Consider the following 26,110-nt stretch of genomic DNA (forward strand, 5'->3'; position numbering starts at 1 on the left):
CATTCTTTATAGGGATTAGCTTTGTTAAAAAAGGTTAATCCCTATTTTTTTGCTTTCAATACTTGTAATTTAGATTATTATACATGAGAATATTTCGAATAAAGCATATTGTATTTCTTACGAGTGTTGCCTTACTAGTTTTGGTTTCATTACAATTGTATCAGGTTTTTCAGTTATATGATAAAAAATCTGAGGAGTTTAATACACATATCAACAACATCTTAGGCAAAATTGCTATCCGACATGAGAAAGCTTCAGACTTACAACGTTACAGTGCCTTCTTTGGAAAAGATTTTAGAGGACAATACAAACAAGCCTTGAAACAAGAGTTCCAAAACCTATTGCCTGTAAAAGAATCCGTTTCTATAAGAGACACTTTTATTTATGAAGATGGAAGAAGAGTAAAATATTTACAAATCACAGGTGAAACCTATGATTCCATTAGCCATTTGTCTGCCAATCACAGTGTATTAGTTAGAGATATTAGTGAAATGGCTAGTTATATTCGGAAAGGAGGAATAACTTCTTCAGCTGATTCGAGCAATATTGCATATCAATTAGACCGTAGGGTAATGAATAGCTTATTTAAGAAATCAAAATATATCAACGATATAATGATTTCTGTCTTTCACGATTTTAATCAGGTTACTGCGAATGATAGGATTAATCTTGCTTTTCTTGACTCTATTGTTGCCCAAACCTTTGAGGAAGAAGAGTTGGATACGAAATACAGTTATGTAATCTATGACGAAAATAATGAAGCAGTAGAGTTCCCTTCCTATACCGATAAATATAATCTAAAGATAATTAAGGAGAAAGCAGAAAGAATTAAATTATTCCCTGGAAATGTATTTGACGAGGAACTAATGTTATACGTGTACTTTCCCCAACGAAATTTTGTACTATTTCATGAAATATGGCCAGCACTCACCGTTAGTTTTCTTTTGGTGATTTTGATTGTACTGTCTTTCTATGTATTATTTCGTGCTGTTATTGAAGAACGTAAGTTAGCTGAAGCTAAGAATGATCTTATCTCCAATATGACACATGAATTTAAAACTCCAATTAGTACAATATCACTTGCCTGTGAAGCAATGAAAGATGGCGATATGAATAAAGGAGACATGTCGAGTGTATCTCCTTTTATTACGATGATTGAGGAAGAGAATAAACGTTTACAGGGTTTGGTTGATCAAATTCTACGTAGCGCAATTTTAGACCGCGGAAAATTTAATTTAAAGAAAACACAATTAGAATTAAATGAAATCGTTTCTAATGGCGTAACAAAAGCAAAAATGAGAATCTCGAATGGCACACTCAAGATGGAATTAGAACCGGGAATGCTTCCGTTTATGGGGGATGCTGTGCATACGAGTAATATCATTGCAAACCTGATTGATAATGCTATTAAATATTCCAAAGAAACAATTGATATCCTTGTAAAAACACAAAAATTATCAAACGGAGACTATAAATTTTCCGTTATAGATAAAGGTATTGGTATAAAACATGAACACATAGATAAAATATTTGATAAACTATATAGAGTTCCAACTGGTAACGTGCACAATGTGAAAGGGTATGGATTAGGTTTAAATTATGTGAAAACAATTGTAGAAAAAAGTGAGTGGGATATACATGCTTATAGTAAATATGGAGAGGGAACTACTTTTGAAGTAATAATTAGAAACGTTGAAAAAAAATGAATGAGAAAAGAAAATTGTTGTTGGCTGAGGATGATAAAAACTTAGGTTCTTTACTTTCCTCCTACCTAATGGCAAAAAATTATGATGTAGATTTAGCAAAAGATGGGAAGGAAGCACTCGAAAAATTCCATCAGAATACTTATCAATTCTTGATTTTAGATGTAATGATGCCTATTATGGATGGATTTACAGTAGCAAAAGAAATTAGAGAACTGGATTCAAAGATTCCTATTCTTTTTCTTACAGCCAAATCATTGAAAGAAGATAAATTGGAAGGATTCTCTATCGGTGCAGATGATTATATGACCAAACCTTTCAGTATGGAAGAATTGGTTGCTCGTGTGGAAGCTATTCTCAAAAGAACCTATTCTAACGAAAACAGCGTAGATGATAATTATACCATTGGTACTTTTGAATTTGATACACAGCGACGTATTATTAGAAATGGTGCAGAAGAAACTAGTCTTACTACCAAAGAAAGCCAGTTGCTTAAATTATTGGTAAAAAATAAGAATCAGATTCTAGATAGAAATGCAGCTCTTAGAGCCATTTGGGGTGATGATAGTTACTTTAATGGTCGAAGTATGGATGTATATATTGCCAAACTTCGTAAGATGTTAAAGGATGATGAAAATATCCAGATTATCAATGTTCATGGTAAAGGATTTAAGCTGATAGACCAGTAAAATCAAGCACTTTTATTTTTGGCACATTATTCGTTTATAATATGGTATTATAAACCAATAAAATTTATAGCCATGAAAACAATTTACTTATTCGGGGTAGTGCTAATGGCTTTTACATGTGAAAGCTTTGCACAAAGTCTAAAAGAGTTTGGTCAAAATGAAACATCTTTAGATCAAGCTGAAAATACTACTGCTGATAATAATAATGAAGCAGCAATGATTATTTATAATCCGAATTCTCCAGGAACTGGATATTATAACCCTTATGGATATGGGACTCCTAATCCTTTTGGAAATAATCCTTACGGCTATAATCCTTATGGTAACAATCCTTATGGCTATAACCCATACGGTAACAACCCTTACGGTTATAATCCTTATGGTAACAATCCATACGGTAACAATCCATACGGTAACAATCCATACGGCAATAATCCTTATGGTTATAATCCTTACGGTAATAACGGTTATGGAAATAATAACGGTTATGGAAATAATCGCAATACCTTCAATCAGTTTTTACGCATTATTCAAGATGAAAGCTTTGATAGTAACCGTCTAAAAATGGCAAATGATTATGCTCGAAAAGGAAGAATGACTGCTGAGGAGATTGCTCAAGTTTGTAGAACTTTTACTTTCGATAGCTATAAATTAGAATTTGCTAAAGTTGCTTATCAAAATTGTATAGACAAGAGAAATTACTTCTTATTGAGGAGCGCGTTTACTTTCGCAAGTTATTACAACAATTTGATGGATTATGTGAATGCTCATTAAGTAGAAAGTAGATTAGGAATATAGTTGGGGTGTAATTTATTGCACCCTAATTTTTTTTATAGTAAGCTCTCTTATTTATTTTTTAAATAAGAAGAAAACGGCAAGTACTAAAAACACAAATCCAATAAGGTGATTTAAACGAAAAGTATCTGTCTTAAAGAAAAATAGTGCAAAGGCAGTAAATACAGTTAATGTAATAACTTCTTGAATTACTTTTAGTTGCCAGATATTAAAAGGGCCACCATTATCGGAGTAGCCAATACGATTCGCAGGAACCTGGAGAGAGTATTCAAATAAGGCTATTCCCCAACTAATAAGAATAATGCTTACTAATCCTAAATTATCAAACCATTTGATTTGTTTAAATTTTAAATGACCATACCAAGCAAAAGTCATAAACGCATTTGAGAGAATAAGCAAAAGAATAGTGAAAATAGCTCGTTTCATAAAGAATAATTTGATGCAAATTAAAGGAAATATGTTTATTCATCTTTATCAAAAAGGAAATCAATATTTCGTTTAAGTCCTTCGTATTTTGCTCGTTTTACTGCACTGTCTTTAAATATTTCTTTATAAATATCTTCCGTAATCTCTTTCCATTCAGCTTTGGTAAATTCCAATATTTTGGGGCGTGGAGTTAATAGCGATTCTTGATGAGGTGTGGCAAATTTATTCCAAGGGCAAACATCTTGGCAGATATCACACCCAAACATCCAATTCTCCATTTTTCCTTTAAATTCGGAAGGTAAAAGTTGATCCTTCAATTCGATAGTGAGGTAAGAAATACATTTCTTTGCTTCAATTTTGTATGGTGTAAGCGCTCCTGTTGGACAGGCGTCAATACATCGGGTACAAGTTCCACAATAATCTTTAATAGGACCATCATAGACAAGTGGCAAATCAATAATTAATTCACCGATAAAATGAAAAGATCCTTTTTGAGGAGTAATGAGTAAGGCATTTTTTCCAATCCAGCCTAAACCTGAGCGTTTTGCCCAAGCTTTATCTAAAACTGGAGCAGAATCTGTGAAAACTCTTCCTTCTACTTCACCAATTTCTTCTTGAATTGCTTTAAAAAGCTCCTTTAGTTTATCCTTAATCACAAAATGATAATCGATACCATAGGCATACTTGGCTAATTTAGGAGCTTCAGGGTCTTTTTGTCGTTCTTCTGGGTAATAATTAAAAAGTAAGGAAATCACTGATTTTGCCCCTGAAACTAATTTACGTGGATCTAATCGTTTGTCAAAATGATTTTCCATCCACTGCATCTTTCCATGCCATCCATTTTTCAGATAAGCTGCCAGATGAGGAGCTTCGTCTTCTAAATAGTCAGCTTTTGATATACCGCAATACATAAAGCCTAATTCTTGAGCTTTATTTTTTATAAAACGAGTATTCTCCTCAATAGTCATTAGAATTAGAATAAATTCCCTTGCGGATTGGAAGGAAAGATTCCCAAATGCTCAAATGATTTAGGAGTAGCTTTACGTCCACGTTGTGTACGAACTAAATATCCTTCTTGAATTAAGAATGGTTCATACACTTCCTCTAAGGTTCCTGCATTTTCACCTACTGCTGTGGCGAGAGTGGTTATACCTACAGGTCCCCCATTAAATTTTTCAATCAAGGTACGCAATAATCTATTATCCATCTCATCTAAACCGTTTTTATCGACATTCAGTGCAGATAAAGCGATATTAGTGATTTTCAAATCAATCTTGCCTGTACCTTTTATTTGTGCAAAATCACGAATCCTTCTTAGTAAGGCATTGGCGATACGAGGAGTTCCTCTACTTCTGCTGGCAATTTCATGCGCTGCTTCATATTCGATTGGAATATTTAGTAAGTTAGCAGAACGTTCTACGATTAAGGTAAGCGTCTTAGCGTCGTAATATTGCAGACGAGAATTAATACCGAATCTTGCTCGAAGAGGAGCGGTTAGTAAACCTGATCGCGTAGTGGCACCAACCAGCGTAAATGGGTTCAATGCAATTTGTACGGTGCGTGCATTAGGTCCTGAGTCGATGAGAATATCTATCGTAAAATCCTCCATGGCAGAATAAAGATATTCCTCTATTACAGGTGATAGACGATGTATCTCATCAATAAATAGTACATCTCCTTTTTCAAGATTAGTAAGTAATCCAGCTAAATCACCTGGTTTATCTAGAACTGGTCCGGAAGTTACTTTAAATCCAACATTTAACTCATTAGCTATGATATTAGCTAAAGTCGTTTTTCCGAGTCCTGGGGGGCCGTGTAATAAAACATGGTCGAGAGGTTCTTTTCGTTGTTTTGTAGCTTCTACAAAAATACGAAGATTATCTATAATGCTGGCCTGACCGGTAAAATCGTCAAAACTTTTAGGTCGTAAGACTTTATCCAAATCATTTTCTTGACTCTCGCGTTCATAATGATAATCGAAATCTTCCTCTTCCACTTTATAAAAATTGTGAATCAAAAATACAAAAAAGTATGATATGTAATTGTTTTAAGAACTCCTTCTAAAATTTAAAGATATCCAATCTTGTGGTATGATATTTAAATAAGACTAATTTATATATAAATATCTATATGTAACATACGAAATAACAGTTACTTATAGTTGAATTAGAATATTTCGTCGGAAACTTTCATAAAATTAAAGTCTATTCCAAAAAATACATTTAATTTTGTTTGCAATTAATGAGTTTTATGAGAAATATTCTAACACGCTTCTTTTCTGTATTTTGTGCTATAATTTTTTCATTGGGTATCCATGCTACCACCGCGACAGATTCTGTTGATTTGTTTCATAATGTTTACACGACTTCCTTTGAAGAGGGGTTGGATATTTATTGGAGTGTAGATTATCAAGCTTATGAAAAATTATTGGAAGACAATTATTCTATTGTTATCGCTTATAATACAAAAGCAAATGCATCCAGGAATTCCAATATAAAAGAATGGGGACGAGTTGATAATATACCTTTACAAGAAACTCATTTTACGTTAGAACATTTAAAGGGAGATGAGAAATATTATTTTAAGATTGGTGTCAGCAATGGTGAACAAGAATTTTGGTCGGATAGATATTTAAGTAAGACAAAGCGTGGTTGGGGTCTTTTCCGATTTATGGTGCTCATAGGTTCTTTGGGGATGTTCATTTATGGTATGAAAATCATGAGTGAAGGAATCCAGAAAGCTGCAGGGCGTACACTGCGTAATATCTTAGGTTCTTTGACTTCCAATACATTTAAAGGAGCACTCACTGGTTTTGGGGTAACTGCATTAATTCAATCCTCTTCCGTTACGACAGTAATGACGGTTTCTTTTGTAAATGCTGGAGTTCTAACCTTATTACAAGCTACTGGAATTATCATGGGATCCAATATTGGTACTACCCTTACTGGATGGATCATTAATATCTTTGGTTTTGAAGTTGATTTATCCGCTTATATTTTAGTTCTCTTAGCTATAGGCGTTCCGTTAATGTTTGTCAACAAATCGAAATTAAAAGGAATTGCAAATGCTATCATTGGTTTTTGTTTATTTTTTATTGGACTAGAATTCCTAAAGGGTGCCGTTCCTACGTTAGGGCCTGATTCTGCATTGATTCATTTCTTTATTAATTTTAAAGATATCCCGTTTATTAGCACCTTGTTGTTTGTTTTATTAGGTACCTTATTGACCGTAATTATTCAAGCCTCTTCTGCTGCTTTGGCGTTAACTATGACTCTAGTCGCTGGAGGGATTATGCCTTTTGAGGTGGCAGCAGCCATTTGTTTGGGAGAAAATGTAGGCACAACAATTACTGCTCAATTAGCTGCAACCGTGGCTAATGTACATGCTAAAAGAGCTGCTTGGATTCACACCCTATTCAATCTGATTGGAGTAGTATGGGTGATTCTGCTATTCCCATATTTCTTAGAAGGAATCAAGTTATTAATGATTTATTTTGGGCAAGGAGACCCTTTTGAAAATCCAAAGGAATATGCCAATACAGGGATTGCTATTTTCCATACGGCATTTAATATTTGCAATGTATTATTATTAATATGGTTTGCTCCACAATTAGTTAAATTGTCTGAATTTATCGTAAAATCTAAGGGCGGAGCAGATGAGGAATTTCACTTGGATTATATTGGTACCGGATATATGTCATCCCCTGATTTATCGTTATTAGAGGCTAAAAAAGAAATTGCAAAGTTTGGCGAATTGACTAGTAGAATGTCACTCTTTGCAAGAAGTATGTTGCTTGAAAAGGTAAAAAAGAAACAACGTAAGATTGCCGAACGAATCTCAAAATATGAAGATATTACGGATAGAGTTGAAGTAGAAATTGCAAATTACTTGAATAAATTAACGGAAAGTGGATTAAGTAATGAAACAGCTTCCCGTATTCGTGGTATGAATAGTATTGCAAATAACCTTGAACGTATTGGTGACATCTTCTATCAAATTTCTAAAGCGATTGAAAGGAAAGAAGAAGAAAAAATCGAATTCACTAAAAAGCAACGTCATAACCTAATTGAGATGTTTGATTTGGTAGATGAAGCATTTCGAATTATGTGTGAAAACCTAAATAAACACTCCGCAGATGTACATATTGAGGAGGCTATGCTGGCCGAACGAAATATTAATCATAAGCGTGATCAATTACGTCGTGAATACTTAAGAACGGTATCAGAAGATAAAGATGCTCATTTACAAGGAGGAATTATTTATAATTCAATTTTCTCATCCCTAGAAAGAGTAGGAGATCACATCATCAATGTTTCTGAAGGAATTGTTGGGAAAGTGTAAACACTGTTTTTTCTATTTTTTAATATATCTTTATCTTATCGAAAGAATTCTATGATATACAGATTACTGCAAATTATCATCAATATAGGTATTCATCTCTATTACAGAGAAATACGTATAAACAATGCAAAGAATCTGGAACTTATTACGAAGAAACCTACTATTATTATAGCCAATCACCCTAATACGATTATGGATGCTTTTGTGATTGGAACAATTTGTAAAAGTCCTGTGTATTTTATGACGAAAGCCACAGTTTTTACTTCTCCTTTAAAATTGCGCCTCCTCAAATCGATTAAAATGATTCCGATAAATCGGAATTTTGAGAAGTCAACCAAGGGTGTAGATAATCGAAATTCACTATCAGCCTGTTTTCAATTACTCAAAGAAGGTAAAACCTTAGGGATATTTCCGGAAGGAACTTCTTTCCAAGAACGTGTATTACGGCCTTTACAAACAGGAACTGCAAAAATAGCATTGGAGACTGAACAACAGAATGATTGGAAATTAGGTTTACAGGTTATTACTATTGGAACCTATTATGCGCAGCCCGAAAAATTCAGGAGTGATATATTGATAAATATTGATGAGCCAATTCATATTGGAGATTTTCAAGCAAAATTTGAAGAAGACAAGAAAGCAACTGTTAATGAGCTAACGGAGATATTTAGAAAACGTTTAGAAAACGTTTTGGTTACGACAGAAACTAAAGAAGATGAGCGATTAATTGAAGAAATATTTCAAATTCTAAATACTCGATATATTTCCTCTGAAATAAAAGGAATACAGAAGGAAATGAACGAGATGAAAGATATCAAAGAATCATTTTATCTCATCAAAGAATCATTCCCAGAAAGAATAAACGAAATAAGAAGAAGTGTTCACACACTTAATGTGAGATTAGGGAAATTAAAAATTGCACCTGATTTCTTGGATAGAAAATTTAGAACACTTTTATTCTTACGGCAAATACTTTTTTCTTCGCTTTTCCTTTTATTCATGACTCCAATCGCTCTCTTTGGATTAATCCATAATTTCTTTCAGTATTGGTTGACTGATAAGATTGTTCTGAGAATATCAAAGGATATTGAATATTATTCATCGCTTGCTATAGTTATAAGTGCTATTCTCTATCCAATTGTTTATACTAGTTTTATACTCATTATAAGTATATGGCTTCCATTGCATTGGTGGGGTACATTAATCTATATTATATTAATGCCAACTACGGGTTTATTTGCATTCTGGTATTTTAAATATCTTCAACATATTCGATATAAAATACATTTTTTATTGCTTAAAATAGGGAAGAACAGAGCCTTGCAGGAACTATTGGATGAAAAAGCCAAGATTAGAAGTTTACTAAATCTTGATTAATAATCAAATCAATTCCGTATTTTTATAGAGTTGTTTTAAATATATCTTTGCATAAAAAAATATCAAAAATGAATAAATATCTTTTTATACTCTTATTAGTTTGGATGGGTGGAAGTTGTACATCTCATTCTGAAGATAGAGCTACTAAAAAAGAAGTTCGGAATTCAGCCATGCAACAAGCCGAAAACCAGTCGTTGATATACGAAGGAGAGAATGGTGAATACAGAGAATGGTATCCAGGACGTAAGCAATTAAAGATAGAAGGCCGTACGAATGATAACGGAGATAGAGTAGGTATTTGGAAATCCTATTTTGAAAATGGCTCAGAACAATCTGTTGTAGTATATGAAAATGGATTGAAAGAAGGAATTTATATCGTACGTTTTCCAAATAATCTAATCCGCTATCGTGGGGAATATCTCCATGATGAACCCATAGGTATTTGGAAATTTTATGATGAAGAAGGAAATTTAATTGAAGAAAAAGATTATTCAAAGGAATAATGTCGGCAAGGATACCTCCACATATCGTAGATGAAATTATGAATACCGCCCGTATTGAGGAGGTAATTGGAGAGTATGTACAATTAAAGAAGTCGGGTTCGAATTATAAAGGATTAAGTCCTTTTACAGATGAAAAAACGCCTTCTTTCATGGTGAGTCCTGCCAAGCAGATTTTCAAATGTTTTTCAACAGGGAAAGGGGGTACTGTTGTTTCTTTTTTAATGGAAATTGAGCAATTTAGTTATCCCGAAGCTCTCAGATGGCTTGCAGATAAATACAATATCCAACTGCCTGAAGAGAAGCCGTTATCAGAAGAAGAATTGCAAGAATTAACTGAAAGGGAGAGCTTGCAAATCATCAACACCTTTGCGCGAGATTATTTTGTAGAGGCTATGAATAATACTTCGGAAGGAAAGACAGTGGGCTATTCATATTTTAAAGAGAGGGGATTTACTCCACAAACCATCGAAAAGTTCCAATTGGGATATTGCCCACAGGAAGAAAAATCATTTACCGAAACAGCTCTTGAAAAGGGCTACAAATTGACTTATTTAGAGCAGTTGGGTCTTACAAAATCTAAAGAAGATAGACATTTTGATTTCTTTAGTAGTCGCGTGATATTCCCCATTCATTCTGTTTCAGGGAAAGTACTTGGTTTTGGTGGAAGAACTCTTCGAACAGATAAAAATGTAGCTAAATATTTCAATTCTCCAGAAAGTATTCTTTATGATAAGAGTAGAACTTTGTATGGAATTTATTTTGCTAAAAATGAAATTCTTAAACAAGATAATTGCTTTTTAGTTGAAGGTTATACGGATGTAATTAGCTTATCTCAGGCAGGTGTAGAAAACGTAGTGTCTAGTAGTGGTACTTCTCTAACCATCGGTCAGATAAAGTTAATACAACGATATACCAATAATATTACTGTTTTGTATGATAGTGATGCAGCTGGTATTAAAGCCTCTTTCCGAGGAATTGATATGCTTTTAGAAGCAGGATTAAATGTAAAGGTTCTACTATTTCCAGAAGGGGATGATCCTGATTCTTTTTCTAAACGAGTAAGTAAAGATGAACTGCACACATATTTAAAGGAAAATCAACAAGATTTTGTGGGTTTTAAAACAGAGATATTACTTAAAGAAGCAAATAATGATCCTTTACAGAAAGCAAATCTTATCAAAGAAATTGTTAGTTCCATAGCCTTGATTCCTGATGCTATTACACGTTCTGTATATCTCAAAGAAACAGCAGCTAATTTTGATTTTCAGGAGCAAACACTCCTGAATGAATTGAATAAAATCAGAAGAACCAATGCAGATAAAGAGGCTGGAAATACTGCAATTCCTACGGAAGGACTGATTTCTCATCCATCTAAAAAAACCACTTTGGATAGTGAGAACTTTCGTAGAGACTTCCTTGCTCAAGAGAAAGATGTGATTCGTTTGTTGGTGTTGTATGGCAGTAGAGCTATAGAGTTGCAAGATGATGGAAAAGAGAATACAGACATGAGCGTGTCAGAGTTAATTATTAATGAAATAGAACGAGATCAACTCTATTTTGAAAATCCGTTATTCCAAGAAATTTACAGTCAATGTAGAGAAGGAATTGCTGAAAATATTTTCTATGAATCTCAACATTTTCTACGTAGTTCCAATCAAAAAATAGTACAATTTATTACGGATATTTTATCTACTCAATATGAGGTGAGTGGTAAGTGGTTTTCTAAATACAACATCGATATCACTACAGAAATCCATTTGTTAGCACAAGCTGTTAAAGAATCTCTTTATCTATTTAAGAATGCACATATCCTACGTCGCATTGAAGAAATACAGGATCTACTTAAGGAACATGCGTCTGATGAAGAAAAAACGAGAGATTTACTTGTAGAACTAATAAAATTGGAAAAGATACGTGGTGCTTTTGCCCAGCAATTAAACAGGATAATTTTATAATTTACTTGTTTAGTTTCTCCTGTAATTGTTGTACTTCCTCTTTTAATTCATTGATTATTTCTTGCTGTTCTTGAATAGCCTTTGTAAGTATAACAACCATTTTACTATAGTCTATGGCCCATGTTTCTTTATCTTCATCAACAGGTTTGCTCACCATCTCAGGGAATATATCATAGACTTCTTGTGCTAAGAATCCAAAATCTTTTCTCGTATCTAAATCCACAAATTGAATATTCCCCTTTTCATCAAATTCTCTACTTAGCAGTGTATAATTGTAGGTTTTTACTTGCATTATTTTCTCTAAAGTAGAGGCAAGAGGTTGGATATTTGTCTTACTTCGTTGGTCACTTATTGTGAAATTTCCATAAGCATAAATACCATCTAATTGTATATATGCTAATAATTGTTCGTTCCCGCTTGTATTATAATTTCTAAAATAAAAACCTCTATCATTTGCGCCGTTAGCCGATGTTTGCCCATTAGAAGTTGTATTCCATAAGTCCACCCCACTAGATCCAGGAGAGCGATTCATACCAATAGCTAATGCTCCCACTCCTGTGTTAAAATTATGTCCAGGCATTCCATTATTTCCAATATTATTAGGGTCACAATTGAAATTTCCAAAATATGCAAATCCCCCCGTAACTGAGAATTTAATAAATGGGTTGTCAGAATAAGTTGGATCAGTCGTATTGATATTTATTGAATTCACACGCACGTTTCCATTACTTTTTATTCTCATCTTCTCAGTGAAATTATTTGCATTATTGGTGTAAAAACTGAGATATCCCGATACTTGATGTGCGGAGGAAACCATCTCCAAATAACTTTCAATAGAAGCAGTTTTTCGTAAATCAGTATCTGTTCCTATTGCGCCAGCAGCTGCAAAATTAATTACTCCTTGACGGCTATTATTAGCAATATTCATTCCTGTAAGATTTAATGCGGCAAAGTCATTTATTGTATTTCCCCAGTCATTGATATGAAGTAAAGAAGGAGAACTTCCTGGATTATAATTTGCTGTAAATGTTGTTCCCATTCCGATTCTAAGACCATTAGAACCATCTGACTTAATGCGCATTTTTTCGTAACCATTTGCTACAAATGTAACATCTTGATTATCTGTTGTCCCTATAAAGTTATTATCAGCAGGAGTATTTAATGGACTGGAAGAAGGTGTTGTTCCGATATTTCCATGAAGTAGCCATGATTTTTCCGTTTGAAATCGTACCCATACATTATTCGATCCATCCCAATAATAATAGCCCGGTGTTACATCGTTGGCAGTAGCTAGATTATATACTAATAGGCTATTAGCAGGACTCGACACAGGAGATGCTGAAGTTGTTTGTACTAAATTAATACGAGGGATAAGAACCCCTCTATTATTACTAGTATTAGCATCTATATCTAGCAATGCTGAATTATCTGGTGTGGCACCCGTTTCATTAATCCCTACATTTTGCCCAAAACATAGGAATATTGTAGTAAGAGAGCAAGTGATTAGTATTAACTTTCTCATAAGCAATGTGTTTATTTAAACAAATATATATAAAATATGAGTGAATGAATAGTAATAGTTTATATATTTAGATAATTAATTATTGAAAACGAAGAGTTTATGAGAACAATACTATTTTTTATCTTTTTAGTTCCAATTTGGATTTTTGCTCAAGGCCCTATTATGTCTATAAAATCTCAGACAGATCTTGCGTACATTAAAAATAACAGTAGAAAAATATTAAGTGAAAATTTTGAAAGGAAATATGAATTACCTATTTCTAATATACATGGAGAATGGTATGTTTCATTTATTGGGAAAGTAAAATCAGATGTCGTACCCAATTACCCGGGAGTGATTATTGGAGAAGGAAAAGGGAAAATTAGAAGTGTAAGAATCAAATTGTTAGAACTAGATATTATCCCCCAACTCACAGTGCTTGAATACCTTGAAATAGCAGGAAAAATCAAACCTGATTTAGATAGAGTAAATTTTGATACAGGAGCAGATAGCGTTCATCGTGGACTCACACTTCCGCGTGCATATACTGGAAAAGATGTGATTATTGGATTGAATGATTGGGGTTTTGACTATACAAACCCGATGTTTTATGACACCTTACTTCAACAATCTAGAATTATTGGTGTATGGGATCAGTTTAAGAAATCAGGCCCAAATCCACAAGATTATCCGTATGGTACAGAATATAGTACAACCGCTGATATCTTAACGGCTGAAACAGACACAACGAATCAATTAAATCATTCTACACACGGAACTCATACTGCTGGTATTGCTGGTGGAAGTGGAGCAGGAGTTATCTCTACAGGGATGGCTTTTGAAGCACAATATCTATTTACAACGATTACCTTGGATGAAGCTTCCGCAATTGATTCGTGGTATTGGATGTATGATAAAGCGACCTTATTGAATAAGCATCTTGTGGTTAGTATGAGTTGGGGTTTATATCGTTTTGGAACACCAGATGGAACTTCTCTTCTAAGTCAGGCTATTGAGGAATTGACAGATTTGGGAGTATTATTCGTTTGTTCAGCAGGAAATAACGGTAATGTAAACTTTCATATAGAAAAAACATTTGCTAATGATGAAATCCAAACAAAAGTGGATTTCTATGACTATGCATTACAGGATAATATGTGGGGACAGAGTGTCCATGCGTGGGGTGAGATGGGACATAATTTTGAAATAAAGTTGGAAATTAGAAACCCTTATGGGGTAATATTTGCTACAACTCCTTATTTCTCCACCCAAATAGATGATTATGTGGTTGATACTATTGTGATAAATAGCGGAAATGATTCCATCTTCTTTAATATTGCTTCACAAACTGCTTTTCCACAGAATTTAAGACCCACTATGCGAATTCGCGTGCAAAATAAGAATCCAAATATTCAGGTTATTCTGTATGTAAAGGCAACGGATGGTACGGTTCATTTGTGGAATCTGATAGAATTAAATACAGGAGGAGGAAATTGGGGAGTGGCATTTTCTTCTGTTGGACCTGGGTCTGTGATTGGAAATAAAGATTATGGAATTAGTGAACCTGCCTTAGCTACTGATTGTATCACAGTGGCAGCACATTCTTCAGCGTATATTAGCCAAACTGGGAAATTAATCTTAGGTCAGAGAGCTAGTTTTTCCAGTATAGGACCAAGACTTGGAGGAGATATGAAACCAGATATATCAGCACCTGGAGTAAGTGTTTTGAGTTCCATTAATTCATATACAACAGATACATATTCAACTATTGCTTCAACAACATTTAATGGGAAAAACTATGATTTTGCAAAGTTTTCTGGCACCTCAATGTCCTGTCCTGCCGTTGCTGGTATATGTGCGCTGATTTGGGAGGCAAATCCTTATTTAAGTCCACGTGATATTAAACAAATCGTAATAGAAACAGCAAATCAAGATGAAAAAACAGGATATATTCCACCAGAAGGTGATGTGAAATGGGGACATGGGAAAATCAATGCCTTGAATGCTATTCGTGCTGCTATTAACTTTGTAGGATTAGAAGCATATGCTCCTTCAACCGAAGATTGGCATATATATCCTAATCCTGCCACGTCTATTCTTTATGTTTCAGGATTAGATAATTTGCAGGATGTAAAGCTCATTGATGTGAATGGGAGAATTATCCAATTAGATGCTAATAAAACCTCTTGGAATATGGAATCTTATAATAGTGGGGTTTATCTGTTTAGAGTGGTTTCAAATAATCGGGTTTATCAAAAAAAATTAATTCTTCAATAAGTTGACAATCAGCTTAAAAAAATTGTTAATTTTTCTTATAGTATTTTCTTTTCATATACTTTTGCTTAAATTAATAAATGAAAAAAAATGAAAAAAAACCTACTTACTATTCTTGGAGTTTTCGTATTAGCTTTTAACACACAAGTTACTGCACAATTTAATGTGAAGGCTATAGTAAATTCCGATTTCGATGGATATAAATTTATCCCTTCAGATTCTTTAACTTTCACATGGAGAAAGGGAGTATTAAATACAAATTTTGCACGTGATATTTTGAAGATGAATGGACATTATCCGATGTATTTATTAGAAGGATTTATTCCAACTCCATATAATGCATATTCTAGGTATAGTGATTCTTTGACAAAGACATTTCATTGGAATGAGATTTCATCTGAGTATTATACAGACATGTTAGAGAAAACAAATGTAGAATTTGATGCAAATGGTCGTGTTATCAACGTGGATTTAACTTATTATGATGTCCCTACTGATTCATGGATTTCCTATGAATATGATGAGTATGCTTATGATGCCCAAGGGAATATTGTGTCTATCACGAACTACTATGGAAGCCCAGACCCATCCAATAATTATAGTTATACCTATGATGCAAATGGAAATCTTACATCAGACGAACAGGCATATTATAGCGTGGGTAGTTGGGTAAATTATATGAAAAGAGACTATACATATGATGCTAGTAATAATTTTACAGGTGAAAGAATTTATTATTGGGATAATGGAATTTCTGCGTGGCTTGAAGATTATGGTTATGATTATAAATATGATGCTAGTAATAGAATGAATACTATGTTATCTTTAACTTATAATACGTTGAGTTTAGATTGGGAAATAACTGATTCAGCAACCGTTGTTTATAATACGCAAAATAAAGAGAAGGAATTTACATCCTTCTCTTGGAATGGTTCTTCTTGGGATCCTTATTACTCTCGAAGATATTCATATAATTCAGATGGAAATATACTTTCAGAATCAGAACAGCATTGGGATAATGTGTATTGGATGTGGGTATATGATAACAAAAGAGAATATGTCTATTCAGGTAATAATTTAATTACTAATACATACTCTTACTGGGATAACGCTGAGATGGATTTTATCGATTTAGATCGATATGTATATAGTTATGAAGGGAATCGTATTAAAAAAATGACTTCTGAACGATGGAATGGTACAACTTGGAAATCTTATTTTGGCGAGGATCAAACTGTATTTTACTACGATGGTAATACAACGGGAATTGATGAGCTATCTAAGAATGAATTTACTGTATATCCGAACCCTGCAACGGATAATATTCAGATTAAAATGGATAATAATATGATTTCCAGAGTAGAGATTCTAGATTTGAATGGAAGAGTAGTATTTAATAATCAAACACCGATTAAAGCTTCTTCTATGACTATTCCAGTGAATCAATTGGAAGATGGAACTTACTTTGTAAAAGTGCAAAGTGGTGATCAAATAGGCACAAAGAAAATCATAGTTAGAAAATAAAGAATTAATAATATAATATAAACTGCGTTTCAGAAATGGAGCGCAGTTTTTTTATTTATTCCAATTTATCTCCCGGATACCTTCTTCTTTTTGAATTTCCATTAAGATGGGTAAAATATTATCTAAATGAAATTCTTGAAATCTCACCTCAATTGTAATTTCTGTATCAGTTTTAATAAAATTAAAATTAGATATGGGAAGTTCTTTATGCACCATTAACTTATTCATTAATTCTGCTGGGTTTTGATTGGGCTCGATTATTATTTTGATATATTTTTGCATAAAGAGTTGTGAAAATTTCTTTTCAATAGGTTGAAGCATAAATAAAATAACAATAGCAATAAGAGTAGTAGCGATTGCGGCAAAATATAGCCCTGCGCCCACAGCTAAGCCAATCGCTGCAACGGTCCACAACCCCGAAGCAGTTGTTAGTCCTCGAATTAAGCCCGATCTTAGAAAGATAATTGTTCCAGCTCCAAGAAAACCAATCCCACTGACAACTTGTGCGGCTATCCTAGAGGGATCCAATGTGATTGATGGGTTACTAATAACATCAAAGAAACCATAACTGGAAACTATAAAGATGAGAGATGAGCCCAAACATACCATCATGTGTGTTCGCAGTCCTGCAGCCCAGTGCTTTCGTTCTCTTTCTAAACCGATAATTGCACCTAATAGGGCTGCCAATCCCAAACGTAATAAAATTATTTCCCAGCTGATCATCATCTTAGTTAAATCTTATGTTAGTACTAAATTACGATGTTATAAGAGAAATCCCAAATTATGCTTTATGAATAAAGCGCATGATTTCAAAAGAAATATTTGTGAAGAGTAATTTTCCGTGAGCATTTCGCTCTACATTATAGTGGGCATCATTGAATAATTTATTAAAGTCTAGCACATTATTTCCAGATATAAAACGAGCAAAATTTGCTAGAAAATCTTCCTCCTCTTTTGAAGAAAAAGTTTCTTGAGTAGGATTGTAATTTTTCATAATACTCTGACGTACCATATACAAAGCATATCTTAAAAATTGTTTTTGCTCCTCACGTCCAAGAGTTGACATTCCCTCAGCCCAATTTAACATAGGAATAACTTGTTTCTTGTATGAAACACGCATCAACTCCACAAAACGATTAAAATTACTATTTCCCGAACCATCATCTGTTTTGAGTAATTCTTCGGCTAATGTTAAGTTGCCTTCTGAACCTGCGGCGATACTTCTCAATAATTCAATATCGTAGTTTCCCTTAGTTTGTAAATAAGAAACAATCTCTTCTTCTTGGATTGGTTTTATGCGAGCTATTTGTGTTCTGCTTAAGATAGTTGGGAGTATGGTTTCTTCAGATTCTGCCAACAGAATGAATATAGTATCACTAGGAGGTTCTTCGATGATTTTAAGAAGTTTATTGGCACAAGCTGTATTCATTTCTTCTGCAAACCAAATAACACTCACCCTATGTCCTCCCATAAAGGATTTAAGGGTCAATTTTTTAATAATCTCGGCACTCTGAGAAACTGAAATAACAGGTTTTCTCCCTTTATCGTCTGAGAGTGTAATCCAGTTATTTAAGGAGGAATTAGGTGCCGACAATATCATGTTCTTCCATTGAGGGAACTGTGGATCCGATGTTTTTGACTCAGCTTGAACTGTAGGGAAAGAAAAATGTACATCGGGATGCTCGAGTTGCTGAACTTTTTTACAATTATTACATTCGCCACAACTATCATGTTCTCCTTTATTTTCACACAGTATATATTGAATGAAGGCGAGAGCCATTGAGGTACCTCCAAATCCCATATCTCCTACAAAAAGGTGTGCATGCGGAATTTTACCTGAACAAACATCAGTAATCAACTTTTCTTTTAAAAGTTTATTTCCAATAATCTCCTTAAATTGCATGAGCTAAAGGTAGCTATTTTTCGATTTTATATCATGAGAAATTTTTCTTTTTGTTAGAAAAACTTCTTCTAACTGATTTCACTCTAAAAAAAGAGTGGTAATTTGCTTAAATTTTCTAAATTTGCTGTAGAAAAATTTAAGAAATGAAAAATAGAAACAAACTAATCATTGGGGCATTATTTTTAGGGATGACCTTTTCTTCTTTTGCAACACCGATAAATATTTCTTTCGGGAATACAGTTGAGAATACACAAGATGGTGAAAATGTTAGTATATCTTTAAAAATTGAGTATTTAGGAAATCCTCTAGATGGAGTAACCGCTTCTATTATTAAGGATGGAAGTGTTTTAGCTGAGTCTACCTCTAATATTAAGGGAGCTATTACCTTAACAGCTAATAATTATGATAATTCTCCAGTAGAACTTCAACTTAAGAAAGAAGGATATCAAACTCAAATTATGACAGGTTTAATTTTGAGAACTGGTAGTAAATATACTTTTTCTATGGTGAAAGGTACAGGCACAATTACCTCTGAGATATCAAGTAGATTAGACGAGATAAACCAACAAAGCCAAGATAAAGTTGATAAATTAAACGAACAAGCTGAGAAATCTAAAGCAGAAGCAGAAAAAGCAGCTAAGGAAGCAGAAACACATACTCAAAATAAGGAAGAAGCTCAGAAAAAAGCTGAAGAAGCTCGTTCCGCTGCAGATGCAAAAGCTGAAGAAGCAAAAAAACATGCGGAAGAATCTAAAGCATTAGAGCAGAAATTAGCTACAGATGATAGCCAAAAAAGATCTGAAGAAGATAAAGCTCGTGAGCAAAAATTAGCTGATTTAGAAAAACAACAAGCTGAAGAGGCTGCCGCTAAAGCAAAAGAGAAGGCTGAAGCACAAGCTGCTAAAGATGCAAAAAAAGCAGAACAAGATGCTGCTAAGGCTGCTAAAGAAGCTGAAGCTCAAGCAAAGGCTCAAGCAAAAGCAGAGAAAGAGGCCGCTAAAGTAGCTGCTGAAAAGGCAAAGGAGGAGAAGAAAGCCGCTAAAGAAGCAGAAAAGGCTAAAAAAGAAGCTGAGAAAGCTGCTAAAGAAGCTGAGAAAGCAGCAAAGGCAGAAGCTAAATACAAAGCGTCTTTACAGAAATTATCTGACCAGCAAGATAAAGTGAAGAAATCACGTGAGAAAATTGCTGCTCAAAAGGCAAGTTTAGATCAGAAAGTTGAAAAAGGAAAAATTGATGCTACAAAAGCACAAGAACAATACGATAAAATCAAGGCTTCTGAATTGAAATTGGATGTGCAAGATAATAAGATTCAACAAAGTCTAATTAAGCTTAAACAGAAGTATAAGAAATAAGATATCTAATTTTTTAAAAAGAGCCGTCCAAATTTTGGACGGCTCTTTAATTTTTATATATTTACTAAATGACTGATTAACAATGATGAAAATACTAAATCCAAATATATCATTTGATGACTATCGGGAACAAGCCAAGTTTCTCTTTATTTGGCGCTTGATGGTTTTTAGTATTATGTTAACAACTCCTTTTACAGTAAGCCATATTTTTATTGCACAAGATCAATTTCTATATTTCCTTATTTCCTTAATAAGTGATATACTTATTATTTATTTTTTGTGGAAGAGACCTGAAAAATATAGATTAATCACTCTTCTCTTCTTTTCTTCTGTTTTTTTAATTGCTGTTCAATTCATGTTTACCCTCGGGAATCCAGAGTTAAATGTTCAAGCATTTATTTGGATGATGATGGTTGTTATTTGTACTTATTTTACAGCTGGAAGTTTTTGGGGCACCTTATACTTAGTCTTGACAGCTACCGCTTTTAGTATTTATTATTTTACATATACACCTATTGAATATGTTGGGATACAACAAATGTCTTTGTTTGATAAACTAACATCCATTGCCCAAATATCATTAGGTCTTAGTATTATCGGTTATACTATGTTCAGTTATCATTCAGTGAATACCCATGCTTTTAAAGAAGCTAGAGATGCTTATCTGAAGCTGAAAGAGGAAAATGAACGAGTAGAAAAGAAAAACAATGAAAATATAATCCTCCTTCAAGAAGTCCATCATCGTGTTAAAAATAATCTTCAGGTTATTATTAGTTTACTTCGTATTCAGTCTTCTGAATTTAAATCGCAGGAAGCAAAGATTGCATTTCAAGATACTATAAATAGAGTGCTATCCATGTCTCTTATACACCAAAAGATCTATCAAAAGGAATCTATGGTAGATATTGATTTAGAAGATTATTTAAAAACCTTATTGGCCGATTTATTACAAGTGAGTGGAGAGCAAAGTAAGGTTCGCTATGAGGTTCATTCAGATTTTAAAAGTATTGATATTGATAAAATGGTTCCTTTTGGATTGATTGTTAATGAACTATTGTCGAATTCCTTAAAACATGCCTTTAATTTTAGTCTGGAGGGAGATTATAGAATAGTTATTGATATCAAAAAGGGAAGCGGCCCAGAATATTTCTCTCTAAACTATCTAGATAATGGGGTGTGGAAAGAAGGAACTGATAAGTCATTTGGTTTACAATTAATTGACATATTTACGGAACAATTGAATGGTAAATATAGACGTGTCATAAATGAAAAAGGAACTCAATATGAATTTGAATTTGGAGAATGATTTCCTTAAAAGAATAAACTAGCCGTTTTAGCACCTACTTCCAGTTGAGCCTTTACTCCCATAGGAACAGCTCGATTATCATCTAAATGCCCACCAGGGTAATCAAATGCAATAGGTATATTCATTCCTTTAAAATGGGATAAAATAATTTCATATAAGGTGGATCCAAATGGCACTTCTGTATCTTTTACTTGTGAGAAATTTCCTACTATGAGACCGTTGATTTTATTAAAGACTCCAGCATTTTTAAGTTGATAAAGACTCCTGTCAATTGCATATAAATATTCTCCTACATCCTCCATAAATAGAATCTTATTAGAGTAATCAGGTTGATAAGGAGTACCAATCAATCCCGTTAAAACAGTAAGATTCCCGCCTACAATTTCTCCCAAGCAAATTCCTTCCTGATTATTTTGTGTGGTCTCCCATGTGTAGGAAGGAAATTCACCTTTCAAGCTTCCAAGTAGAGAATGAATTGCCTGTTCCGAGTTTTCTTTAAAATTTAAAGGCATAGTAGCATGCATAGAGGCAGTTCCTCGTTGAGATAGAAACTGATGGAATACAGTGACATCAGAAAATCCCACTAACCATTTTGGATTTTTATCAAAAGTACTCCAATCTACCTTATCGACAATATGTATGCAACCATACCCGCCTCTGGCACATAAAATTGCTTTTGCTTCAGGATGGTTAATCGCCCATTGCAAATCTTCAGCACGTTCTGTAACAGTGCCAGAGAAATAATTATGTCGCCCTCTGCAATGTTTACCTAAAATAACTTCAAAACCATTCGCTTCAATAAGTTGGATAGCATAATCAATATATTCTGCTTCTATCGCTTTAGCAGGTGCAATGAGCACTATTTTATCTCCAGGTTGTAAGAATTTGGGTAACATTTAGTAAGTTTTAGTCATTCGTTGGTCTACAACAATAATCCAATCGGCACGATACCGATTCTCTTTCTCAAGTTGTTTAATGTTTTCTTGTTCAATTGTTGAGATTGTAACAATTTTTAAATTGGAATTCAGTTGCTTTAAATACCAATATATTCCTTCATAGTTTTTGCTATGATATTCCCCATTAAAATGGAGAAAAGGCACTTTGTCTTTTATCCATTGCGTATAAATAAAATGAGCCATCGTAGCATCCTTAATCGCTTGTGCTTTTGGAAAATTAGGATTGGCATGTGCCGCATCACCAAACATATTTAACATAGCTTTATACCCAGGAAGCTCTGGATCATATTGAATAGGAAGTGGGGCTACTAATTGTTTTTCTTCAGGAGTTAAATCACTTTCTAAGGCTTCCAACCCTTCTCTATATACCTGAGAGGCGTATTTTCGTGGGATATTTGTGGCAATAAAGGGTATCTTATGGTCTTTAGCAAACTCAACAAGAGGGCGATAGTCTGTATCGTAATTTGACCAGAGTTTTATTAATGAATCCATCTCTTTAGCTGTGATTTCATCTAATAAAAAACGATTTAAAACGATTTGCTGATCACTTTCAAACATTTCAGCACCCATGTTTAGACTCCCATTCTTGTAGAGATGCTCTGCCAATATTAGTTCAAACCAATGAGCAATTGGATTATTATGTAGCTCCCCAAAAAGTACGATATCTCCTTGAGTAGTTTTCTTTAGAAAGGAAGCAGTTTTAACCTTCTTTCCTTTTGAGTTATATATCTCAAAAGGGCGAATCTCTTGACCCCAAGAGGAAGAGAAGTAAAAAAACATAATAACTGCTAATACGTATTTCATCTTGAGATAAAAGTAATAAAAAAACCACATGAGATAACACATGTGGTTTTAAAACTTATTTGTTGGATGTATTAATTGATACTTCCAATCATTTTAGAAGGAATAACCCATTCGTCATATTGCTCTTCTGTTACATAACCAAGTGATAAGGCAGATTCTTTTAAAGAAATCCCTTTCTCATGTGCATTGTTAGCAATCTCAGCAGCTTTATAATAACCAATCTTTGTATTCAATGCAGTTACCAGCATCAATGAATTATTTACTAAATAGTTAATTCGTTCATGATTAGGCTCAATTCCTGCTGCACAATGGTCAGTGAAAGAAACACAAGCATCACCAATTAATTGTGCAGATTCCAATAGATTTGCAGCCATAACAGGTTTAAAGACGTTTAATTCGTAATGACCTTGAGTTCCTCCAATTGTAACAGCAACATCGTTACCCATAACCTGAGCTGCTACCATAGTCATAGCCTCAGATTGAGTAGGATTTACCTTTCCAGGCATAATAGATGAACCAGGTTCATTCGCAGGAATGATAATTTCACCAATTCCAGAACGAGGACCTGATGCCATCATACGTATATCATTTGCAATTTTATTTAGAGAAACAGCTAATTGTTTTAATGCACCATGAGTTTCTACTAAGGCATCATGAGCAGCTAAAGCTTCAAATTTATTTTTTGCAGTTATAAATGGAAGTCCAGTTAATTCTGCAATTCGTTGAGCTACCAATTCAGCATATCCTTTTGGAGTGTTAAGTCCTGTTCCAACTGCTGTTCCTCCTAATGCTAGTTCTGATAAGTGAGAAAGTGTATTTTTAAGAGCAGCTATACCGTGATCTAATTGTGCAACATAACCAGAAAATTCTTGCCCTAGTGTAAGTGGAGTCGCATCCATTAGGTGAGTTCGACCAATTTTAACTACATCCATGAATGCTTTTGATTTTTTGTCTAAAGTATCTCTTAGATACTGTACTCCAGGGATTGTTGTTTCTGCAACTTTCTTATAAATAGCAATATGCATTCCTGTTGGGAAAGTATCATTAGAAGATTGAGATTTATTTACATCGTCATTTGGCTTCAAAAACTTTTCACCTTCTCCTAATTTGTTTCCTAAGATTACGTGGGCACGATTAGCGATTACCTCGTTAACGTTCATATTTGACTGTGTTCCTGAACCAGTCTGCCAGATAACTAATGGAAATTGATCATCTAATTTTCCTTCCAAGATTTCATCACATACTTTTCCAATTAAATCTCTTTTCTCTACCTCTAACACCCCTAGCTCACAATTGGCTATAGCAGCAGCCTTCTTCAAATATGCAAATCCGTAGATAATCTCCATTGGCATAGAGGCATGTGGACCGATTTTAAAATTGTTTCTAGAGCGTTCTGTTTGTGCTCCCCAATACTTATCAGCAGGTACTTTTACCTCTCCGATGGTGTCTTTTTCAATTCTATATTCCATTTTTATTTTTTTTATTAAATAATTTTATACTTTTACCACACGAATAAAACACAAAAATAATATATCATGAGTATTTTCGGTATAGTTATGTTTCTTTTAATTGCTGGAATGGCATTTTGGTTACTTCTTTTTCTTATGGGATTTATATTGCCTTATTGGATTACCATTGGCACTAAAGAGTTGTTAAGACCTAAAAAGGTTTTTGACGAAGAAATTAAAGAGAAATAATTTTTCTAAAATTAATATATTAAAATCATAAGGCACAAGTTGTTTTATGATTTTCGTTTATTGTATTATTCCCGTTCTTTGAGCGGGATTTTATTTTGAATAATTTCTGTTTATCGAAGAAAATTTTATTTTCGTTGAAGAAATATATTAAAATATAGAAGATTTTGATATATTTGGACTATTAATCTTATACTATGTCAAAAATTAAGGTTTTAGTAGTTGAAGACGAATCCATTGTCTCAAAGGATATTCAACAAAGTTTAAAGAGATTGGGGTATATTATTGCTGGGGCATCTGCTACTGGAGAACGCGCAATAGAATTGGCTGCAGAAGAACATCCCGATATCGTGTTGATGGATATTATGTTAAAAGGAGATATGAATGGGATAGAAGCAGCAGAAGTTATTAAAAGAGAACATCATATTCCTGTAATCTTTCTAACTGCTTATGCCGATGACGCTACATTATCAAAAGCAAAAATAACAGAACCTTATGGATATATTATAAAGCCTTTTAAAGAAATAGATTTGCATACATCAATCGAAATGGCTTTATATAAGAATCAAAAAGAGAAAGAAATTAAAAAAGAACGCGATTTATTATATTCCTTAGTAGAAAATCAGGATTCCAATGAAAATATCTTTGTAAAATCTAATTTTAAATTGGTAAAACTAAATAAGAAGGATATCTATTTTGTTGAAGCTTTGAAAGATTATGTGGTAATTAATACACAGGATAAACGATATACCATTCACTCTACAATGAAAGGAATTGAGGATAAATTAGGAGAAATCGATTTTATACGCGTTCATCGCTCCTTTATTGTTAGAATTGATAAAATTGCCTCTATAGAATATCCAAATCTTCAAATGGAAGATGATAAAAAACTAATCCCAATTGGTGGTTCCTATAAGGATATTTTGATGGAAAAGATTAATACAATCTGATTCTTACCTATTTGTATATTTTCTTTTAACGAATGAAGTCCTGCCATTCTATTTTTT

Annotated in this window: 22 protein-coding genes; 13 read left to right on the forward strand and 9 right to left on the reverse strand. The window is 33.5% G+C overall.

Annotated features, from left to right (window positions below):
* Positions 1-83: 83 nt before the first annotated feature.
* From M9897_01990 to M9897_02000, 3 genes are all read left to right on the forward strand, one after another.
* Positions 84-1,706 (forward strand): HAMP domain-containing histidine kinase, encoded by a 1,623-nt coding sequence (locus tag M9897_01990; protein ID MCO5267648.1) that lies wholly within the window; start codon positions 84-86, stop codon positions 1,704-1,706.
* Positions 1,703-2,392, forward strand: coding sequence for a response regulator transcription factor (locus M9897_01995; GenBank protein ID MCO5267649.1), 690 nt, complete (start codon positions 1,703-1,705; stop codon positions 2,390-2,392). Before M9897_01990 ends, M9897_01995 begins: the two co-directional genes overlap by 4 nt.
* Before the next feature lie 72 nt (positions 2,393-2,464).
* Positions 2,465-3,166, forward strand: a complete 702-nt coding sequence (locus M9897_02000) for a DUF4476 domain-containing protein (protein ID MCO5267650.1) — start codon at positions 2,465-2,467, stop codon at positions 3,164-3,166.
* Positions 3,167-3,241: 75 nt separating this feature from the next.
* Here M9897_02000 and M9897_02005 read toward each other — a convergent pair whose 3' ends face one another.
* Genes M9897_02005 through ruvB form a run of 3 tightly spaced genes read right to left on the reverse strand, consistent with a single transcriptional unit; the run spans position 3,242 to position 5,609 of the window.
* Complete coding sequence (locus M9897_02005; GenBank protein MCO5267651.1) at positions 3,242-3,613, reverse strand: DMT family protein; 372 nt, start codon at positions 3,611-3,613, stop codon at positions 3,242-3,244.
* A gap of 35 nt (positions 3,614-3,648) precedes the next feature.
* The gene (gene queG / locus M9897_02010) at positions 3,649-4,581 is read right to left on the reverse strand and encodes a tRNA epoxyqueuosine(34) reductase QueG (GenBank protein ID MCO5267652.1); all 933 of its coding nucleotides are present in this window, start codon (positions 4,579-4,581) and stop codon (positions 3,649-3,651) included.
* A gap of 5 nt (positions 4,582-4,586) precedes the next feature.
* A complete protein-coding gene (gene ruvB, locus M9897_02015) occupies positions 4,587-5,609 on the reverse strand; it encodes a Holliday junction branch migration DNA helicase RuvB (protein ID MCO5267653.1) in 1,023 nt (340 codons plus the stop codon).
* Between the two features lie 254 nt (positions 5,610-5,863).
* On the opposite strand from ruvB, the gene M9897_02020 reads away from it, so the two are divergent.
* The 4 genes from M9897_02020 to dnaG all read left to right on the forward strand — a co-directional run bounded on the left by M9897_02020 (position 5,864) and on the right by dnaG (position 11,789).
* Complete coding sequence (locus M9897_02020; GenBank protein MCO5267654.1) at positions 5,864-7,954, forward strand: Na/Pi cotransporter family protein; 2,091 nt, start codon at positions 5,864-5,866, stop codon at positions 7,952-7,954.
* A 51-nt stretch (positions 7,955-8,005) separates the two neighbouring features.
* Positions 8,006-9,331, forward strand: coding sequence for a 1-acyl-sn-glycerol-3-phosphate acyltransferase (locus M9897_02025; GenBank protein MCO5267655.1), 1,326 nt, complete (start codon positions 8,006-8,008; stop codon positions 9,329-9,331).
* 68 nt (positions 9,332-9,399) lie between these two features.
* Positions 9,400-9,834, forward strand: coding sequence for a hypothetical protein (locus M9897_02030; protein ID MCO5267656.1), 435 nt, complete (start codon positions 9,400-9,402; stop codon positions 9,832-9,834).
* The gene (gene dnaG / locus M9897_02035) at positions 9,834-11,789 is read left to right on the forward strand and encodes a DNA primase (GenBank protein ID MCO5267657.1); all 1,956 of its coding nucleotides are present in this window, start codon (positions 9,834-9,836) and stop codon (positions 11,787-11,789) included. Before M9897_02030 ends, dnaG begins: the two co-directional genes overlap by 1 nt.
* Before the next feature lies 1 nt (position 11,790).
* Here dnaG and M9897_02040 read toward each other — a convergent pair whose 3' ends face one another.
* On the reverse strand, positions 11,791-13,311 hold the full coding sequence (locus M9897_02040; GenBank protein ID MCO5267658.1) for a tail fiber domain-containing protein: 1,521 nt from the start codon (positions 13,309-13,311) through the stop codon (positions 11,791-11,793).
* Positions 13,312-13,410: 99 nt separating this feature from the next.
* On the opposite strand from M9897_02040, the gene M9897_02045 reads away from it, so the two are divergent.
* Entirely contained in the window at positions 13,411-15,567 is a 2,157-nt protein-coding gene (locus M9897_02045) for a S8 family peptidase (protein ID MCO5267659.1), read from the forward strand.
* Between the two features lie 87 nt (positions 15,568-15,654).
* On the forward strand, positions 15,655-17,088 hold the full coding sequence (locus M9897_02050) for a T9SS type A sorting domain-containing protein (protein ID MCO5267660.1): 1,434 nt from the start codon (positions 15,655-15,657) through the stop codon (positions 17,086-17,088).
* 51 nt (positions 17,089-17,139) lie between these two features.
* On the opposite strand, the gene M9897_02055 is transcribed toward M9897_02050, so the two are convergent.
* Positions 17,140-17,814 (reverse strand): MgtC/SapB family protein, encoded by a 675-nt coding sequence (locus tag M9897_02055; protein ID MCO5267661.1) that lies wholly within the window; start codon positions 17,812-17,814, stop codon positions 17,140-17,142.
* A 55-nt stretch (positions 17,815-17,869) separates the two neighbouring features.
* A complete protein-coding gene (locus M9897_02060; GenBank protein MCO5267662.1) occupies positions 17,870-18,991 on the reverse strand; it encodes a hypothetical protein in 1,122 nt (373 codons plus the stop codon).
* Between the two features lie 143 nt (positions 18,992-19,134).
* Here M9897_02060 and M9897_02065 point away from each other — a divergent pair, with 143 nt between their 5' ends.
* Complete coding sequence (locus M9897_02065) at positions 19,135-20,343, forward strand: hypothetical protein (protein MCO5267663.1); 1,209 nt, start codon at positions 19,135-19,137, stop codon at positions 20,341-20,343.
* 82 nt (positions 20,344-20,425) lie between these two features.
* The gene (locus M9897_02070) at positions 20,426-21,649 is read left to right on the forward strand and encodes a sensor histidine kinase (protein ID MCO5267664.1); all 1,224 of its coding nucleotides are present in this window, start codon (positions 20,426-20,428) and stop codon (positions 21,647-21,649) included.
* 5 nt (positions 21,650-21,654) lie between these two features.
* Here M9897_02070 and M9897_02075 read toward each other — a convergent pair whose 3' ends face one another.
* The 3 genes from M9897_02075 to fumC form a co-directional block, all read right to left on the reverse strand.
* Positions 21,655-22,545, reverse strand: a complete 891-nt coding sequence (locus M9897_02075) for an LD-carboxypeptidase (GenBank protein MCO5267665.1) — start codon at positions 22,543-22,545, stop codon at positions 21,655-21,657.
* A complete protein-coding gene (locus M9897_02080; protein ID MCO5267666.1) occupies positions 22,546-23,409 on the reverse strand; it encodes a ChaN family lipoprotein in 864 nt (287 codons plus the stop codon). It lies immediately after the preceding gene.
* A 71-nt stretch (positions 23,410-23,480) separates the two neighbouring features.
* Positions 23,481-24,878, reverse strand: coding sequence for a class II fumarate hydratase (gene fumC, locus M9897_02085; GenBank protein ID MCO5267667.1), 1,398 nt, complete (start codon positions 24,876-24,878; stop codon positions 23,481-23,483).
* Between the two features lie 66 nt (positions 24,879-24,944).
* On the opposite strand from fumC, the gene M9897_02090 reads away from it, so the two are divergent.
* Both M9897_02090 and M9897_02095 read left to right on the forward strand, forming a co-directional pair.
* A complete protein-coding gene (locus M9897_02090) occupies positions 24,945-25,106 on the forward strand; it encodes a hypothetical protein (protein MCO5267668.1) in 162 nt (53 codons plus the stop codon).
* 194 nt (positions 25,107-25,300) lie between these two features.
* A complete protein-coding gene (locus tag M9897_02095; protein MCO5267669.1) occupies positions 25,301-26,053 on the forward strand; it encodes a response regulator in 753 nt (250 codons plus the stop codon).
* Positions 26,054-26,110 lie beyond the last annotated feature (57 nt).

The sequence above is a fragment of the Brumimicrobium sp. genome (assembly GCA_023957385.1).
Taxonomy (GTDB): Bacteria; Bacteroidota; Bacteroidia; order Flavobacteriales_D; family Crocinitomicaceae; genus Brumimicrobium.